General features: G+C 65.0%; 16 protein-coding genes. 13 read left to right on the top strand and 3 right to left on the bottom strand.

Annotated elements, in window-relative coordinates:
* Positions 1-15 precede the first annotated feature (15 nt).
* From ACVW16_RS04360 to fcl, 9 genes are all read left to right on the top strand, one after another.
* Positions 16-1113 (top strand): Gfo/Idh/MocA family protein, encoded by a 1098-nt coding sequence (locus ACVW16_RS04360; RefSeq protein WP_456735460.1) that lies wholly within the window; start codon positions 16-18, stop codon positions 1111-1113.
* A gap of 10 nt (positions 1114-1123) precedes the next feature.
* Positions 1124-1768 (top strand): ThuA domain-containing protein, encoded by a 645-nt coding sequence (locus ACVW16_RS04355; protein ID WP_456735459.1) that lies wholly within the window; start codon positions 1124-1126, stop codon positions 1766-1768.
* Complete coding sequence (locus ACVW16_RS04350) at positions 1765-2814, top strand: LacI family DNA-binding transcriptional regulator (protein WP_456735458.1); 1050 nt, start codon at positions 1765-1767, stop codon at positions 2812-2814. The genes ACVW16_RS04355 and ACVW16_RS04350 overlap by 4 nt, the downstream gene beginning before the upstream one ends.
* Before the next feature lie 97 nt (positions 2815-2911).
* On the top strand, positions 2912-4357 hold the full coding sequence (xylB, locus tag ACVW16_RS04345; protein ID WP_456735457.1) for a xylulokinase: 1446 nt from the start codon (positions 2912-2914) through the stop codon (positions 4355-4357).
* 123 nt (positions 4358-4480) lie between these two features.
* Entirely contained in the window at positions 4481-6004 is a 1524-nt protein-coding gene (locus ACVW16_RS04340; protein ID WP_456704160.1) for a sugar ABC transporter ATP-binding protein, read from the top strand.
* Positions 5997-7037 (top strand): ABC transporter permease subunit, encoded by a 1041-nt coding sequence (locus tag ACVW16_RS04335; RefSeq protein ID WP_092228497.1) that lies wholly within the window; start codon positions 5997-5999, stop codon positions 7035-7037. Before ACVW16_RS04340 ends, ACVW16_RS04335 begins: the two co-directional genes overlap by 8 nt.
* Positions 7038-7106: 69 nt before the next feature.
* A complete protein-coding gene (locus tag ACVW16_RS04330; RefSeq protein WP_092228496.1) occupies positions 7107-8054 on the top strand; it encodes an ABC transporter substrate-binding protein in 948 nt (315 codons plus the stop codon).
* Positions 8055-8224: 170 nt separating this feature from the next.
* Positions 8225-9295, top strand: a complete 1071-nt coding sequence (gene gmd / locus ACVW16_RS04325) for a GDP-mannose 4,6-dehydratase (protein WP_456704159.1) — start codon at positions 8225-8227, stop codon at positions 9293-9295.
* Positions 9276-10229: a GDP-L-fucose synthase gene (gene fcl, locus ACVW16_RS04320; protein ID WP_456704158.1), complete on the top strand. Its 954-nt coding sequence runs from the start codon at positions 9276-9278 to the stop codon at positions 10227-10229. The genes gmd and fcl overlap by 20 nt, the downstream gene beginning before the upstream one ends.
* Before the next feature lie 39 nt (positions 10230-10268).
* On the opposite strand, the gene ACVW16_RS04315 is transcribed toward fcl, so the two are convergent.
* On the bottom strand, positions 10269-11132 hold the full coding sequence (locus tag ACVW16_RS04315) for a formate/nitrite transporter family protein (RefSeq protein ID WP_456704157.1): 864 nt from the start codon (positions 11130-11132) through the stop codon (positions 10269-10271).
* 166 nt (positions 11133-11298) lie between these two features.
* On the opposite strand from ACVW16_RS04315, the gene ACVW16_RS04310 reads away from it, so the two are divergent.
* From ACVW16_RS04310 to ACVW16_RS04300, 3 genes are read left to right on the top strand one after another with little or no spacing between them, the layout of a single operon-like run.
* The gene (locus ACVW16_RS04310; RefSeq protein ID WP_456735456.1) at positions 11299-11751 is read left to right on the top strand and encodes a DUF2231 domain-containing protein; all 453 of its coding nucleotides are present in this window, start codon (positions 11299-11301) and stop codon (positions 11749-11751) included.
* On the top strand, positions 11748-13085 hold the full coding sequence (locus tag ACVW16_RS04305; RefSeq protein WP_456704155.1) for a PQQ-dependent sugar dehydrogenase: 1338 nt from the start codon (positions 11748-11750) through the stop codon (positions 13083-13085). The genes ACVW16_RS04310 and ACVW16_RS04305 overlap by 4 nt, the downstream gene beginning before the upstream one ends.
* 30 nt (positions 13086-13115) lie before the next feature.
* On the top strand, positions 13116-13319 hold the full coding sequence (locus ACVW16_RS04300; RefSeq protein ID WP_456704154.1) for a hypothetical protein: 204 nt from the start codon (positions 13116-13118) through the stop codon (positions 13317-13319).
* Positions 13320-13324: 5 nt separating this feature from the next.
* Here the strand turns inward: ACVW16_RS04300 and ACVW16_RS04295 are convergent, their stop codons facing one another.
* Together ACVW16_RS04295 and ACVW16_RS04290 are read right to left on the bottom strand one after the other, a co-directional pair.
* Entirely contained in the window at positions 13325-14260 is a 936-nt protein-coding gene (locus tag ACVW16_RS04295) for a sugar kinase (RefSeq protein WP_456735455.1), read from the bottom strand.
* On the bottom strand, positions 14244-15290 hold the full coding sequence (locus tag ACVW16_RS04290) for an SPFH domain-containing protein (RefSeq protein WP_456735454.1): 1047 nt from the start codon (positions 15288-15290) through the stop codon (positions 14244-14246). Before ACVW16_RS04290 ends, ACVW16_RS04295 begins: the two co-directional genes overlap by 17 nt.
* 99 nt (positions 15291-15389) lie before the next feature.
* On the opposite strand from ACVW16_RS04290, the gene ACVW16_RS04285 reads away from it, so the two are divergent.
* Positions 15390-16127 carry an NUDIX hydrolase gene (locus tag ACVW16_RS04285; RefSeq protein WP_456704151.1) on the top strand — a complete coding sequence of 246 codons (738 nt, stop codon included), beginning with the start codon at positions 15390-15392 and terminating at the stop codon, positions 16125-16127.
* Positions 16128-16155 lie beyond the last annotated feature (28 nt).

The raw sequence follows: 16155 nt of genomic DNA, 5'->3' as shown, positions 1-16155 counted from the left end.
TTCACGGAGATCATCATGAGAAAAGTCGGGGTCGGAATCATCGGCTGCGGTGTGATCAGCACCGCCTACATCAAGGCGGCGCAGCGCTTCCCGGTGATGGAGGTGAGGGCGCTCGCCGACATGCGCAGCGATGTCGCCGAGCGCCAGGGCGCCGCTTTCGGGCTGCCGGCGATGCGGGTCGACCAGCTGCTTAAACGTGACGACGTCGAGATCGTCATCAATCTCACCGTCCCGCTCGCCCACACCGACGTCAGCCTCGCGGTGTTGAACGCCGGCAAGCATGTCCATTCCGAAAAGCCGCTCGGCATCAACGTCGCGGAAGCGCGCAAGGTGGTGGATCTCGCCGCGCAGAAGGGACTTCGCGTCGGCTGTGCGCCCGACACGTTCCTCGGCGGCGGGCACCAGACCGCGCGCAAGCTGATCGATGACGGCGCGATCGGCACCCCCGTCGCAGGCAGCGCCTTCTTCGGCTGCCCCGGCCACGAGCGCTGGCATCCGGCGCCGGGATTCTACTACCTGCGCGGCGGCGGGCCGATGCTGGACATGGGCCCGTACTACATCACCGATCTCGTGCAGTTGCTCGGTCCAGTCGCAAGCGTGATGGGCTCGACCGCGCGCCCAAGATCCGAGCGTCTGGTCACCAGCCAGCCGATGAACGGCACGTTGATCCCGGTCGAGGTTTCGACCCACGTCGCAGGGACGCTCGAATTCGAGAGCGGGGCGGTGGTTTCGATCGCGATGAGCTTCGATGTGCCGAAGCACCGGCACGCGCCGATCGAGATCTATGGCGACAAGGGCAGCATGCTGGTGCCCGACCCGAACCGCTTCGGCGGCGAGGTGCAGGTCGCCAAGACCGGCGGCGAATGGGAAACCGTGCCGTTGACACACGGTCATGTCGAAGGCGAGTTCCGCTCCATCGGCGTCGCCGACATGGCGTCCGCGATCCTGCACGACCGGCCGCACCGCGCCAGCGGCGCGCTCGCTTTCCACGTGCTGGAGGTGATGGAGGCGTTCCAGACCTCCGCCGACGAAGGACGGCGCGTCAAGATCGAGAACCGCGTCGAGCGGCCGGCGATGCTGCCGGCCGGGCGTGAAACCGGGCAGATCGACTGAGGGAATGACCATGCGCAAGGCATTGATAGTCTGGGGCGGCTGGCCGGGACACGATCCCGATCTCTGTGCCTCGATGATCCGCGGCTGGCTGAAGGCGGAAGGCTTTGAGGTCCGGATCGAAACGACGACAGAGGCGTTCGGCGATCCCGCGATACACGATCTCTCGTTGATCATCCCGATCTACACCATGTCGAAGATCGAGAAGGCGGACGCGCTCAATCTCTGCGCGGCGGTGCGTGGCGGCGTCGGGCTCGCCGGTCACCATGGCGGCATGTGCGATGCGTTTCGCGATTCCGTGGACTACCAGTTCCTGTGCGGCGGGCAATGGGTTGCCCATCCCGGCAACATCATCGACTACAAGGTCGATTTGACGAAGCCTGACGACCCCATCATGAAGGGCCTGCAGAGTTTCGAGCACCGTTCCGAGCAATATTACATGCATGTCGACCCCGCCATCGAGGTGTTGGCGACGACGACCTTTACCGGCGAGCACGCGTCCTGGATCGATGGCGTGGTGATGCCCGTGGTCTGGAAAAAACGATACGGCGCGGGCAGGGTGTTCTATTCCTCGCTCGGCCACCGCGCCTATGAGCTCGACGTCCCGGAGATCCGGACGTTGATGACCCGCGGCATGCTGTGGGCGGCGCGCGAATGAGTTCTGGTGCGGCGCAACCGGCGGTTCGCGCCACGCTTGAGGACGTCGCGCGTGCGGCGGGCGTTTCGCTCGCCACCGTTGATCGCGTCGTCAACCGGCGCCAGGGCGTGCGTGCCAAGACGGTCGCGCGTGTCGAGGCTGCAGTGGCCAAACTCGGCTACCATGCGGATGTTGCGGCCGCGCGGCTCGCGCGCGGGCAGAGCTTTCGCTTCGCATTCGTGCTGCCGTCCGGCAGCAACAGCTTCATGACCAATCTGACCGAGCAGGTCCAGCGCACCGCAGACTGGCTCGCCGGTCAGCGCGGCTTCATCGATATCGTCCATGTCGACGTGTTCGATCCTGACGTGCTGGCCGGCGTGCTGGAGGATCTGTCGCCGGCCTATCAGGGCGTCGCGGTCATTGCGCTCGACCATCCCAGGGTGCGGGCCGCGATCGACGAACTCAGCGGGCGTGGCGTTGCCGTGGTGACCCTTGTATCGGATGCGCCGAGCTCGCGCCGCCTGCACTATGTCGGCATCGACAATCCGGCCGCGGGGCGCACTGCATCGACGCTGATGGGGCGCTTCCTTGCCGGGCGTGAGGGGACGGTCGCCGTGATCGCCGGATCGCTGTCGCTGCGCGATCATACCGAGCGCCAGTTCGGCTTCCATCAGATCCTGTCGAGCGAGTATCCGAACCTGCGCGCGCTCCCTGTCATCGAGGGCCGCGACGACAGCGCGCGCACGCGAGAGCTCACCCTCGGGTTGCTCGAGCGCCATGCCGATCTCCGCGGCATTTATTGTTGCGGCGCCGGAAACCGCGGCATCGCCGATGCGCTCGAGGCGTCCGGCCGCGCCCGCGAGGTGGTGTGGATCACCCACGAGTTGACGCAGCACACGCGACGTTTCCTGGTCCGCGGCACGTGCGACGCCATCATCAATCAGGATCCCGGCCACGAGGCGCGCTCCGCGGCGCGGGTGCTGCTGGCGCATTGCATGGAAGAGCCGATCAGCCACGATCAGGAGCGAATCCGTATCGACATTTTCTTGCGGGACAATCTTCCGTAAGTTGAAGAAATCGATATTCGTCTCGCTGGGCTGGATTACATCGGGAGCGGCCTGAAGGCCACCGCGGCTCGTGTCCAATTCGGGAAGCAGTTCAGTCATGTATCTCGGCATCGATCTCGGGACCTCGGCCGTCAAGACCGTTCTGGTCGACCATACCCAGCGCGTGATTGCGAGCGAGAGCCGGGCGTTGACAATCGCCTCGCCGCATCAAGGCTATTTCGAGCAGGATCCCGCACAGTGGATCGAGGCGACCTTCGCCACGCTGGACGCGTTGAAGGCGTCGCATGGAAAAGAGCTGGCGGCGATCCAAGGCATCGGGTTATCAGGCCAGATGCACGGCGCGACGCTGCTCGACGCGCGCGACAGGCCGCTGCGGCCATGCATCCTCTGGAACGACGGACGTTCCGCCGCGGAGTGTCGGATCCTCGAACGGCGCTGGCCAGCTTTGCGTGCTACGACCGGCAACAAGGCGATGCCCGGATTCACGGCGCCAAAACTGCTCTGGGTCGCCGTGCATGAGCCCGAGATTTTTGCGGCGACGGCAATTATCCTGCAACCGAAGGCCTATCTGCGCCTGGTGCTGTCAGGGGAGGCGATCGAGGACGTCTCGGATGCATCGGGATCCCTCTGGCTCGACGCGGCGCGCCGGGACTGGTCGGATGCGGCATTGGCTGCGACGGGCCTGTCGCGCGCGCACATGCCGCGTCTGGTCGAGGGATGTGCGCCGGCGGCAACGCTGCGACCTGACCTGGCGCAGCGCTGGGGCATGGCGAGGTGCCCCATGATCGCGGGCGGGGCGGGCGACAATCCGGCGGGCGCCATCGGCATCGGCGCGATCAGGCCGGGAACTGGATTCATCTCGCTGGGCACCTCGGGGGCCTTGCTGGTGCCGACCGACCATATCGCTGCCAATCCGGACCGCGTGGTCCACACCTTTTGCCATGCGATTCCCGGCATGTGGATCCAGGCCGGCGCGATCCTGTCGGCGGCGTCCTGTCTGGCCTGGGCCGCGCGCCTGTTCGGCGTCGCCGAGGCCGAACTGCTGGCGCCGCTGGGGGCGCAGCCGCGGACGCCGTCTCCGGTGAGCTTCCTGCCTTATCTCGCGGGTGAGCGGACGCCGCATGATGACCCCCTCGTGCGCGGCATGCTCGACGGCTTGAACCACGGCACCGACCGCACGGCGATCGTGCAGGCCGTGCTCGAGGGCGTCGCCTTCGCACTCGCGGATTGCCGGGACGCACTTGGCGATGCCGGCATCGTGGTCACGGAAGCCGACGTGATCGGCGGCGGTTCGCGGTCCCGGTTCTGGTTGTCGGTGCTGGCCAATGTGCTTGACGTGCCGATCCATCGCTTTGCCGACGGCGAAACCGGGGCTGCGTTCGGTGCGGCGAGATTAGGGCGGCTTGCTGTCACCGGCGAGGCAATCCCCGCCATCTGCACGCCCCCGCACCGCGTCGAGACGTTCGAGCCTGACCGCGTGCTGGTGGACGCGTATGCCGAGCGGCTTTCCGCCTGGCGCGAATTGTATCGGCCGCGCCATTAGCATCGCCTCGCGTCCCCAATTCTGTCTGTTCGCTGTTGCCCTGTGCAGCGGCGTTTTGTTTAATACGCCAACCGTGCTTGAAAAACCAAACGCGGACAGGGGAAACGTGCGCCGGGAGGCACGATGAACGATCCGATCCTCGAGATGCGGGGAGTGTCGAAATCCTTCTTCGGCATCAAGGCACTGCGCGCGGTTGACCTGACGGTCTATGCCGGCGAGATTCACGCCTTGATGGGTGAGAACGGCGCGGGCAAATCGACCCTGATGAAAATCCTGTCGGGGGCTTACCGGCCCGATCCGGGGGGTGAAATCCGGATCGAGGGCAAGCCGGCGCGGATCGAGGGGCCGCTCGGCGGGCGTGCGGCGGGCATCTCGATCATCTATCAGGAACTGTCTTTGGCCCCCAATCTGAGCGTGGCGGAGAATATTTATCTCGGTCGCGAGGTCTCGCGTTCAGGTTTGCTGGCGCGTGGCACCATGCGTGAGGGCGTTGGTCCAATTCTGCAGCGCCTGGGCGCCGACTTCCTGCCATCGACACTGGTGGCACATCTTTCCATGGGCCAGCGCCAGCTCGTCGAGATTGCGCGTGCGCTGCACACGCGCTCGAAAATCCTGATCATGGACGAGCCCACCACCGCGCTGTCGGCCGGCGAGAGCGAGCGACTGTTCGCGCTGATCCGGCAACTGCGCGCCGAAGGGCTCGCCATCATCTACATCTCGCACCGCATGGACGAGGTCTATGCGCTCGGTGACCGCGTCACCGTGCTGCGTGACGGCCGCCTGGTCGGCTCGCTCGACAAGCAGGATATCCGCGCCGATGCCATCGTCCGCATGATGGTCGGGCGCGACGTCTCCTCCTTCTACAAGAAGGATCACGATCCCGAGGCCGGGAAGGGGCACCCCGTGCTGACCGCCACCGACATGGCGGACGGGCACCGCGTCAAGGGCTGCTCGCTCACCGTGCATGCGGGCGAGGTGGTGGGCCTTGCCGGCCTGATCGGCGCCGGCCGCACCGAGCTTGCGCATCTCATCGTCGGTGCAGCACCGAAGATTTCGGGTCGTCTCGAACTTGAAGGCCAGCCGATCGACATCCGCACGCCCGGCGAGGCGCTCGCGGCCGGCATCGCCTATCTGACCGAGGACCGCAAGGCGCTGGGCCTGTTCCTCGACATGTCGTGCCTGGACAACATCAATCTCGCCGTGCTCGGTCGCGATGCCAGGCTCGGCTGGTTCCTGGATCGCGACAAGGCACGCGAGCGCGCCGACCGGGCTTTCGCAGGCCTCAGCATCCGCGCCGCCAATGTCGGTGTCCCCGCCGGTGGCCTCTCCGGCGGCAACCAGCAGAAGGTGCTGTTGTCGCGGCTGCTCGCCATTGCGCCGAAGGTGCTGATCCTCGACGAGCCGACGCGCGGCGTCGATGTCGGCGCCAAGTCCGAAATCTATTCGATCATCGACAATCTCGCGAAGGCGGGCACCGCGATCCTGGTCATTTCGTCGGATCTGCCCGAGATCATCGGTATCTGCGACCGTGTCATCGTGATGCGGTCCGGGCATATCGCGGGCGAAGTCAGACGAACAGAGACTGCGCCGTTAACTCAAGAGGATATCATGGCGCTTGCCACGGGGACGGAGCATCTCGATGCCTGACAACGGATCGACGCCGGCGAAGGCCGCCACGGCGGACGGACTTGCCGCCGCGCAAGCAACGAAGCGCCAGCGCGTCAGGCTGCTGATCCGCGCGGCCGGAATGCTGCCGGTGCTGCTGCTGCTCTGCGGCGGCTTTCATTATTTATCGGACGGCCGGTTCTTCACCGGGCAGAATCTCGGCATCGTGCTGCAGCAGGCCGCCGTGAACACCGTGCTCGCTGCGGGCATGACCTTCGTCATCCTCACCGGCGGCATCGACCTCTCGGTCGGCTCGATCCTGGCGGCGTCCGCAATGGCCGGCCTGACCATTTCCAAGCTGCCCGAGCTCGGTGCCCTGTGGCTGCCGGTCGCGGTGCTCACCGGTCTTGGCTTCGGCGTCATCAACGGCGCGCTGATCGCGCTGTTGCGCCTGCCGCCCTTCATCGTCACGCTGGGCTCGCTCACCGCCGTGCGCGGCCTGGCGCGGCTGCTCGGCGCCGACACCACCGTGTTCAATCCGTCGATCCCCTATGCCTTCATCGGCAATGGCTCGCTGACGCTCGTGCCCGGCGTGGCGTCGATCCCGTGGCTCTCGGTGATCGCGCTGCTCGTCATCCTCGTGTCATGGCTGGTGCTGCGCCGGACCGTGCTCGGCGTGCACATCTATGCGGTCGGGGGCAACGAGAGCGCGGCGCGGCTGGCCGGCATCAAGGTATGGGCCGTTCTGATCTTCGTTTATGGCGTGTCGGGCATGCTGGCCGGCCTCGGCGGCGGCATGCAGGCGGCGCGGCTCTATGCGGCCAACGGCTTGCAGCTTGGACAGAGCTACGAGCTCGACGCCATTACCGCGGTGATCCTCGGCGGCACGTCTTTCGTCGGCGGCATCGGCTCGATCTGGGGAACGCTGGTTGGTGCGCTGATCATCGCCGTTCTCTCGAACGGCCTGATCCTGACAGGCGTCTCTGATATCTGGCAATATGTGATCAAGGGACTGGTGATCATCGGCGCCGTGGCGCTGGATCGCTACCGGCTGCAAGGCTCGGCCAGAACCTAGAGATATGAGATTCGGTTGCGGCAACTGGTCTGCCGTGCCCGGGATGAAGACAGACCAGGGAGGAAGACAATGTTGAAGAAGACAATGCTCGCTGGCGCCGCGGTGGCGCTTGCACTGACCACCACGCCGTCCTTTGCCAAGGAGCTCAAATCGATCGGCGTCTCGCTGGGGTCCATGGGCAATCCGTTCTTCGTCGCCCTGTCGAAGGGCGCCGAGTTCGAGGCCAAGAAGACCAACCCCAATGTGAAGATCACCACCGTCGGCTTCGAATACGACCTCGGCAAGCAGGTCACCCAGATCGACAATTTCATCGCCGCCGGCGTCGACCTGATCCTGTTGAACCCCGGTGATCCCAAGGCGATCGGCCCCGCGATCAAGAAAGCCCAGGCGGCGGGCATCGTCGTCGTCGCGGTCGACACCGCAGCCGAAGGCGCCGATGCCACCGTGACCACCAACAACGTCCAGGCTGGCGAGATTGCCTGCCAATACATCGTCGACAAGCTGGGAGGCAAGGGCGACGTCATCATCGAGAATGGGCCGCAGGTCTCCGCCGTGATCGACCGTGTTACGGGTTGCAAAAACGTGTTCGGGAAGAACGCGGGGATCAAGGTTCTGTCCAGCGACCAGGACGGCAAGGGCTCGCGCGAAGGCGGCCTCACCGTCGCGCAGGGCTATCTGACGCGCTTCCCCAAGATCGATGCGATCTTCGCCATCAATGATCCGCAGGCGATCGGGACCGATCTCGCGGCGAAACAGCAAAACCGCAGCGGCATCATCATCACTTCCGTCGACGGTGCTCCCGACATCGAGGCTGCGCTGAAGGATCCGGCGTCGCCGCAGATCCAGGCATCCGCATCGCAGGATCCGTTCTTCATGGCGCGGCGCGCCGTGCAGATCGGCGTCGGCATTCTCAATGGGCAGAAGCCGGCCTCGACCGTCGAACTGCTGCCGTCGAAGCTTGTGACCCGAGATAACATCAAGGATTACAAGGGCTGGACCTCGGATCGCTCGCAGTAGGATCTCGCAATTATCGCTGCCAGTGGCCGCATTCGAGCAGGACGCCCCGGGAAACCCGCCCGGGGCGAGCCTGCGAGGTTGACCCCGGCGACCGATATGTCAAAGAAGGGGAGTTTTTGACGTGGCGCTGACCGCGCCTGCCGCGGTGCCTTTGGGAGCAAGTCCATATTATGAGCGAACGGGTTGCTCTGATCACCGGCGTGACCGGGCAAGACGGCGCGTATCTCGCCGAGCATCTGCTGTCGCTCGGCTATATCGTCCATGGCATCAAGCGGCGCTCCTCGTCTTTCAACACCGGGCGCGTCGACCACCTCTACCAGGACCCGCATGTCGGCAACGTACCGTTCCTGATGCATTACGGTGACATGACGGATTCGACCAATCTGATCCGTCTCGTGCAGCAGGTCCGCCCGACCGAGATCTACAATCTCGCCGCGCAAAGCCACGTCGCCGTCAGCTTCGAGAGCCCGGAATATACCGCCAATGCGGACGCCATCGGCGTGCTGCGCCTCTTGGAAGCGATCCGCATCCTCGGCATGGAGAAGGAGACGCGGTTCTACCAGGCCTCGACCTCCGAGCTCTATGGTCTCGTGCAGGAGATCCCGCAGAGGGAGACCACGCCGTTCTACCCGCGCTCGCCTTACGGCGTGGCAAAACTCTACGGCTATTGGATCACGGTGAACTACCGCGAGGCCTATGGCATGTTTGCCTCGAACGGCATCCTGTTCAACCATGAGAGCCCGATCCGCGGCGAGACCTTCGTCACGCGCAAGATCACCCGCGCGGTCGCGCGCATCGAAGTCGGATTGGAGGAGACACTCTACCTCGGCAATCTCGAGGCCAAGCGCGACTGGGGCCATGCCAAGGATTACGTCGAGGGCATGCATATGATCCTCCAGGCCGACAAGCCCGACGATTTCGTGCTCGCCACCGGTGAGATGCACTCGGTGCGCGAGATGGTCGAGCTGTCCTTTGCGCAAGTCGGCCGCCGCGTCGAATGGCGCGGCGCAGGTGTCGACGAGACCGGGGTCGATGCCATCAGCGGCAAGGTCGTGGTGAAGATCGATCCGACCTATTTCCGCCCCACCGAGGTCGATCTCCTCATTGGCGATTCCAGCAAGGCGCGGCAGGTGCTTGGCTGGAAGCCGAAGCGGACCTTCACGCAGCTGGTCGAAGAGATGATGGCGAGCGATCTGGCTGATGCCAAGCGGGATGTCGCAAATGGCAAGCGCAGCGTTTGAGCTGACCGGCAAGAGCGTCTACGTCGCCGGCCATCGCGGCATGGTCGGCAGCGCGATCGTGCGCCGGCTGGCGCGGGAGAATGTGAACGTCGTGACCGTCGACCGGCGCGAGGTCGATCTCTGCAACCAGGCCGCCGTGTTCGACTGGTTCGCGAAGGCGCGGCCGCAGGTGATCTTCCTCGCCGCGGCCAAAGTCGGCGGCATCGTTGCCAACAACACGCTGCGCGCCGAGTTCATCTACGACAACATCGCGATCGCCGCGAACGTGATTCAGGCCGCGCATCAAAATGGCGCCGAGAAGCTGATGTTCCTCGGCTCGTCCTGCATCTATCCGAAGCTCGCACCGCAGCCGTTGCGCGAGGACAGCGTGCTGACGGGCCCGTTGGAGCCGACCAACGAGCCTTATGCGATTGCGAAAATCGCCGGCATCAAGATGGCGGAGGCCTATCGCAGCCAGTATGGCAGCGACTTCATCAGCGTGATGCCGACCAACCTCTATGGTCCCGGGGACAATTATCATCCTGAATTGAGCCACGTCGTGGCTGCACTGATCCGCCGCTTTCACGAAGCGAAGCTGTCGGGTGCGAAGAGCGTCGCGGTCTGGGGCACCGGCACGCCGCGGCGCGAGTTCCTCTATGTCGACGACATGGCGGATGCCTGCGTGCACCTGATGAAGACCTATTCCGGCGCGGAGTTGATCAACGTCGGCACCGGAGAGGACATCGCCATCGCCGAGTTCGCCCGCGTCGTCGCCGGGATCGTCGGCTATCGCGGCGATATCTCCTTCGATACTTCGCGCCCTGACGGCACACCGCGCAAGCTGCTTGATATCAGCCGCCTCGATAAGCTCGGCTGGCGCGCGACGACGTCGCTTCAGGATGGCCTGAAGCGCGCCTATGAAGCTTATCTTGCGGTCGGGCCGCTCCCTGCCTGATGAGCTTCGCGCCCTTCGGGAAGCGGCTATCCGCCCGATCTATTCTCGGTGATCGTCGATTTCGGCCGCGACCTGCCCGTAATTCAGCAGGGCGACCAGCGTCGTTCCGCCCAGGATGTTGCCCAGCAAGGTCGGCAGGAAGAAATCCGAGGCATATTGCGCCAGCGACGCACGACCGCTTTGCACCAGGAAGGCGCACTCGACCGAGCCCGCGACGATGTGCGCGAACTCGCCGAGCGCGACCACATAGGTCATCACGACAATGATGTGCGCGCCCGATCCCTTGGTGGCTGGAAGCAGCCAGGCCATCAGGGCGATCAGCCAGCCGGCAAAGATCCCGCGGACCAGCGTCGTCGCGAACGTCCCCTCGATGGTGTGGCGGCTGAGATCGACGAAAGCGTCCAAGATCCGCGGTTCGAAGATGCTGGTATGCGCGAGCACGGATCCGACCGCCCAGGTTCCGACGATGTTGGAAACGAGAACCAGGGCCCACAGCTTGAGCACGCTTGCCAGGGTGCCGAGATCCCGGTTGTGCAGCAGCGGCAGGATCGGCGTCAGCGTGTTCTCGGTGAAGAGCTGCTGCCGCCCCAGCACCACGATCAGGAAGCCGACGGTGTAGCCGAGCGGGGCGATCAGCCGGCGGCCGGCGTCGTCGGAGATCAGCGCGTGAAACTCACCCTGGACGATCAGGGACAATCCCATCGAAAGGCCGGCGGCGAGTCCGGACAGCAGGATGGCCCACCATCGCCGCTCCAGTTCCTGCTCGCCCTCGGCGCGGATCGTCTCGTGGATCAGTGCGGCGTTCGGCCGGCTCTGGGATTCGATCTGCTCGGTTTGGCGCCGCGAGACGCCGTCGAGCTTGGAGGCTGGGCTGAACGACGGGCCCTCGTCTCGCTGGTCCATGTGGCGGTCTCCGGATGCTGGTCGAACTCAAGGCTGCCAATAGCGGTGAGTTCCTCGCGGTCGCTCCGGTCGTCGTGTCAAGATCGCGCGCAAACGAGCCCAGGAACCATCACCGCGAGCACGAGTTGGCCGTTCGGGCGGGGCGACATGCCACACGAGGTCCTCGGTGCAAGATATCGTGCGCGCGCGCTCGACGGCGCAAATCGCAGGCCATCCGATTCATCCGATGCTGGTGCCGATCCCCATCGCGTGCTTCGTTGGCGCGCTGCTGACTGACATCACCTATCTCGTCTCAGCTGAAATGATGTGGGCGGATTTCTCCGCCTGGCTTCTGCTCGTCGGCGTCATCTTCGGCGTGCTGGCGGCGATTGCCGGCCTGACCGATTTCCTCGGCAACGGCCTGGTGCGCGCGCAGGCGCCGGCCTGGCCGCATCTGATCGGCAACGTCGTCGCCATGATCCTTGCCGTCATCAATCTGCTGATACACACGCGTGATGCCTGGACCTCGGTGTGGCCGTGGGGGCTCGTTCTTTCGGTGCTCACCGTGCTGATCCTGCCTGTGACCGGCTGGCTCGGATGGGCCATGGTGTATCGCCACGGCGTGGGAGTTGCGCGATGATGTCTTTCCCCACACGCGCGCTGCTGTGCGCCTCGCTCCTCGCTCTTCTCGCCGGCTGCAAGGACGGCAGCGGCGACCCCAAGGCGCAGATCGGCGCCAATCCTGTCCTCCCTGACATCCAGCAATATCTGCTGCCGCCGATGCACATTGCCCGCATCGTCGGCTGGAAGAAGGACGAGACGCCTGATGTCGCGCAAGGCTTGCAGGCCAAGGCATTCGCGACCGGCTTGCAGCACCCGCGCTCGCTCTACGTGCTGCCCAATGGCGACGTGCTGGTAGTGGAATCCAAGGCGCCGAAGGCTGCCGCGATCAAGCGGCCCAAGGAGATCGTGATGGGTTACGTCGAGTCCTGGGCGACCTCCGGGGGCGATACCGGACCCAGCAATCGCATCACGCTGTTGCGCGATACCAATGGCGACGGCGTGCCGGATACGCAGAGCGTCTTCCTCGACCATCTCAATTCTCCGTTCGGCGTCGCGCTCGTCGGCAACGATCTCTACGTCGCCAATACCGACGCGATCATGAAATATCCTTACGCCGAAGGCGACACCAAGATCACCAAGCCGGGCACGGTGCTGACGCCGCTGCCCGGCGGTCCGATCGACCACCACTGGACCAAAAGTCTCGTCGCGAGCCCTGACGGTTCAAAGCTCTATGTCGGCGTCGGATCCAACAGCAACATCACCGAGAACGGCATGGAGGCCGAGCACAATCGCGCCGACATCCTCGAGGTCGATCGCGCCAGCGGCCGCTGGCGGATTTTTGCCAGCGGCTTGCGCAATCCGAACGGTCTCAGCTTCGAGCCGCAGACCGGCGCGTTGTGGGCCGTGGTGAACGAGCGCGACGAACTCGGGCCCGATCTCGTGCCTGACTACATGACGTCGGTGAAGGAGGGGGCCTTCTACGGCTGGCCCTACAGCTATTACGGCCAGCACATCGATCCCCGCGTCAAGCCGCAACGGCCGGACCTCGTGGAAAAAGCCATCGTGCCCGACTATGCGTTGAGCTCGCATGTCGCGCCGCTCGGACTTGCTTTCTCCAGCGGCAGCAAGCTGCCGGACGCCTATCGCAGCGGCGCCTTCGTCGGGGAGCACGGCAGCTGGAACCGGCAGGTGCTGAATGGCTACAAGGTCGTCTACGTGCCGTTCACAGACGGCAAGCCGAGCGGGCCGGCGCAGGACGTCGTCACCGGTTTCCTCAACACCGACAATCAGGCGCGCGGCCGGCCCGTCGGCGTTGCGATCGATAAATCAGGCGCGCTGCTCGTCGCCGACGACAGCGGCAATACGGTGTGGCGGGTGACGGCGGCGCATCCGCAAGTGACGCAGCGATAGGCAAGCCGCGGCAGCGATAGGAGAGGGATAATGGGTCTTGCCCAATACGCGATCGTACCGGTCCAGGACGAATGGGGCGTGCTGCACGACGGCACCGTTAGGAGCAGATACGCCACGAAGGAAGCCGCGTTCGAGTCGGCGGTCGCCGCAGCGTCCCTGGCGCTCCGTGAGGGCCACGAAGTCCATGTCAGCGTGCCGGGTCGCGAAGCAGGCGAGAACGCGCTGGGAATCTAGCCCGGTCAAACGATCAGCCGGCCGCGCCGCCTGGCAATTCCGATCGTGACCTCGGCGCCGGCGTTGAAATCGAGGCGGTCGGCTTCGACGCCGTCGCTGAAGATGACGCCATTCTCCGCCATCAGCGAGCGGATGCGCAGCTGCTCCTCGGACGCGAGGCGGCCGCAGACGAGATTGGTCTGGGAGTTGCGGCTCGGAAAGGGCTCGCGCACGGCGAAGCGCAGTTCGGGCGCGTCCCAAGGCAAGGCATCGTAGCCGCCCAGCGGCGGCGGCCGGCCAAAACTGCCGGCGATCGCAAGCGAGCCGGTGACGATGCTCTTGAACCATGCGGTCGATCCGAGCCCGGTCGAGACGATCAGCCCGCTCGAGGATTGCCGCTCCGTCGTCCCGCCGGCGGTAATCTCGTAGGTCGCCGAGACATGCGTGCGGGGGCCGATGAAGAGGTCGTTCACGGCGTGCAGCACCTGACCGTCGCTGAGCCGCGCTTCCGCCATCGTCACGGCCTGGCTGCTGCGCTTGTCAGCGGCGACCTCCGGCAGCAGCTTTGCGAGGTCGCGCGGTGCGAAAGGAAGCAGGATGCCGTCGTAGCGCGCGGGGTCCGGATTGAGGCCGACAAGCGGATGGTCGTCGAGATATTTCATCGTGTTGGCGACCACGCCGTCCTGGCCCAGCGCGACGACGATGTCATCGGGCGCGAAGATGAAGCTGGCCAGGAAGCCGCGCTCGATCACCTGATACCGCCCCCATTGCTCCAGCGCCTGCAGCGTCGCATGCTTCTGCGCCTGATAGACCTCGTGCTCGTGCTCATAGTCGGAGAAGTCGGCGCCGAGATGCTCGACATGGAAGCGGGCCTGGGCCGCCGTCAGGTAACGCGCGACCAGGTCTTCCAGCCTGGTCTTGCGCGTCACCAGCACGATCTTGCGGTCATTGGCGGCGGGCATTGGCGGCCTCCGTCGGCTTCGGCTTCTCCAGCAGCTGGCTGAGCAGATCGGGCGAGACGTTGAGCTGGCCGATCTTCTCGGCCTTTTCGGCGATGCCGGAGAATGCCTGCGCGATCAGCTGGCCCGGCTGCATGCCCGCGGCTGCGAGCGCCTGGATCACGCGGGTGTCGACGCCCTCGAAGATTTTCATCAGCGCGCCGACCCGATAGGCCTCGGCATCGGCCAGCGTGCGGGTGTTCTCGGCGTTGAGGCCGACGAAGTCCTTGCGCTTGCCTTCCAGCACAATGTCCGCGGCCATGCCGGCCTGACGCAGCTCGTTGCGCTTGGCGGCGACGCTCGCCTCGGCGTCCATCTGAGTTTCGCGGATCGAGCGCTTCTTCTGCTCGACGGCGATCTCGGTGTCGAGCTCGCTCTCGCGAATGGCGCGCTCCTGCTCGACGGCGAAATTGCGCCGCGCGAAGATCGCCTCGTCCGCATTCTTCAAAATCGCTTCGCGCGCCTGTGCTTCCAGCGCCCTGGCTGTATCGGGCGTCGGCTTGACGGCGCGGATCGACACGCCGAGGATTTCGATGCCGAGGGCTTCGATGTCGGCGCGCGCCCGCAAGCCACCTGCGACGATGTCGGCGATGCGGTCGGAGGCCTGCAGCGCATCCTTCAGCGTCAGCTCCTTGATCGCCTGCTGCGCGAGCACCTCGACCGTGCCGAGAATGCGCTCCGGCAGCTTCTCGGGATCGTCGGTCTCGTAAGTCTTGCCGTCGGACTTCAGGGTGAAATTGAGCATCGAGGCCGCCTTCTTCGGCTCGCGGACGCGATAGGTGACGTGGCCTTGGACGGTGAGCGTCTGAAAGTCGCGCGCGATCTGCTGCAAGATGAAGGAGGCATCGCGGCTGCCGACCGGCACGGCGACGAGCGTGGTCACCGGCGCGTAGTAGAGCGCCGAGAGCCCGGTACCCTCGGCCACGACCGCGCTGGCGCGGTACTTCATCAAATAGGTGGTGGGCTGGGCCTTGATGAATCGGATGCCGAACATGGCTTTCTCCAGGAACTAGATAAGTTGGTCTGAGCAACTAACTAAGTTGGACTGTACAACTAAGTATGCTACTGTCAAGGCCGAACAGGGAGGTTACCAATGCGGGGCAAGGATCGGACCCAGGGGTCTGGACAAGGGCTTGGAAAGCCGGGACATCTGGACTTCCCGAGGCCGCTGACCACGGTCGACGTCGTGATTTTTGCGATTCTCGACGACAGGCTGCAGGTGTTGCTGGTGCAGCGCCCGGCCGGAGAGGATGAACCCTTTCCGCTGAGCCTGGCGCTGCCGGGCGGCTTCGTCGACGTCGCGAAGGACCGCGATCTTGCGGAATGTGCGGCGCGCAAGCTGAAGGAGAAGAGCGGCGTCAGCAGCCCTTACCTTGAGCAGCTCGGCAGCTGGGGAAGTGCGACGCGCGATCCGCGCGGCTGGTCGGCGACGCACGCTTATTTCGCGCTGATCCCGGCATACGCGAGCGTGCTCACGTCGGATGCGCGATGGTGTCCGATCGGCGGCGGGTTCAAGGAGAAGCTCGCTTTCGACCATGGCGACATCCTGGCCAGCGCAATCCAGCGGCTGCGCAACAAGGTGGAGTATACCTCGCTGCCCGCTTACCTTATGCCGGCGGAATTCACGCTGCCGGATTTGCAGCGTGTCTACGAGATCGTACTCGATCGTCCGCTGGAGAAGAGCGCCTTCCGGACCCGGATCCTGTCGGCCGACATGATCGAGCCGGTGGCCAACATGCGGCGTGGCCCGAACCGCCCGGCGCAGCTCTATCGTCTCAGGAAGGGCCGGGATCCCGTGTATTTCGTCCGGACGTTCAATCCGCCGGAATGAATTCCGCGGCGTCGTCAGCAGCATGCGG

Source organism: Bradyrhizobium sp. USDA 4474 (assembly GCF_054057515.1).
This window is presented reverse-complemented; position numbering and strand designations above follow the sequence as displayed.